2 protein-coding genes and 1 pseudogene are annotated in these 1375 nt (G+C 70.1%); all 3 read left to right on the forward strand.

Annotated elements, in window-relative coordinates; all coding sequences use genetic code 11:
* A pseudogene (locus NBW84_RS23330) lies at positions 1-277 on the forward strand (hypothetical protein); the annotation flags it as partial.
* On the forward strand, positions 274-546 hold the full coding sequence (locus tag NBW84_RS23335; protein ID WP_250287428.1) for a hypothetical protein: 273 nt from the start codon (positions 274-276) through the stop codon (positions 544-546). The pseudogene NBW84_RS23330 and the gene NBW84_RS23335, both read left to right, overlap by 4 nt.
* On the forward strand, positions 546-1358 hold the full coding sequence (locus NBW84_RS23340) for an AAA family ATPase (protein WP_250287431.1): 813 nt from the start codon (positions 546-548) through the stop codon (positions 1356-1358). Before NBW84_RS23335 ends, NBW84_RS23340 begins: the two co-directional genes overlap by 1 nt.
* Positions 1359-1375 lie beyond the last annotated feature (17 nt).

The raw sequence follows: 1375 nt of genomic DNA on the forward strand, positions 1-1375 counted from the left end.
CGACCCGTTCGACCTGACCACCATCGCGCTGCGCCTCGGCAACACCGACATCGGCACCGCGACCCCGTTCGAGATCACCCGGCACAGCCATCCCAAGGCCCGCCCGGAAACCCCGACCGAACCGGCCCGTCCCACACAGATCGACTATCTCGCCCTCGTGCAGGAACGCCACACCACCACCCTCACCCAAAAGATCAACTATGCGGCGCTCGCCGACACCCCGGGCCAGACCGGCCCCGACGACCCAGCCGGCCCGCAGCGCAAGGGCGCCGCATGAGCGCCATCGACGCCACCGACGGCATCGGCCCCGACCTGCTCGCCGAGGCCTTCGCACTCTCCCGCGCCGCCTCCGACATCGCGCACGCCGCCTGCGACCTGGTCAACCCCGCCCTCACCGACGACCACCTCCTGATCGCCGAGACCGTCCTGCACGTCGCCGTCACCGTCCAGGACCTCGCCACCACAGTGATCACCACCCATTGCCGTGACCGTGACAGCACCCCGGACCCGGCCGCGTTCACCCTCCCCCTCAAGGAACCGTTCTGATGCTCGAAAAGCTGCGTGCGCACTACGGTTTCACCCGCACCCCGTTCAGCCGCGACCTCGCCCCCGGCATGCTGCACCGCCACGACGCCCACAACCAGGCCGTCGCCCGGTTGTCCTGGTGCATCGCGGAGCGCGGCATCGGGATCGTCACCGGCGAGGTCGGCGCCGGCAAGACCGTCGCGGTCCGCACCGCGCTCGCCGACCTCGACCCGTCCCGCCACACCGTGATCTATCTTGGCAACCCGCAGATAGGAGTCCGGGGCATTCACGAGGCCATCGTGACCGCGTTCGGCGCCCCACCCACGAACCTGTCCTCCCGGCTGATCGCCCAGTCAGCCGCAGCACTCGCCTCCGCCCGCGACGAACGCGGCCGCACACCCGTCCTCGTCCTGGACGAGGCCCACCTACTCGGCTACGACCAGCTCGAGACCGTCCGCATGCTCACGAACCACGCCATCGACTCCGACTCCCCGCTCGCGACCCTGCTCGTCGGCCAGCCCACCCTGCGCCGCACCATGCGCCTGGCGGTCCTCGCCGCCCTCGAGCAGCGCATCACGATCCGCTACACCATGCCCCCGATGACCCCCGAGGAGACCGCCAGCTACATCCGCCACCACATCAGCCTCGCCGGCCGGTCCGACACCCTGTTCTCCAACGACGCGATGACCCTGATCCACACGACCGCCCGGGGCTACCCCCGAGCGGTAAACAACCTCGCGGTCCAAGCCCTCGTCGCCGCCTACGCCGCCGGACACGCGATCGTCGACGAGAAATCCGCCCGCGCCGCCCTCGCCGAAATCACCGACGACTAACAACACCCCGCCGACCA

This window comes from Protofrankia sp. CiP1_Cm_nod2 (genome assembly GCF_920664355.1).
Taxonomy (GTDB): Bacteria; Actinomycetota; Actinomycetes; order Frankiales; family Frankiaceae; genus Protofrankia.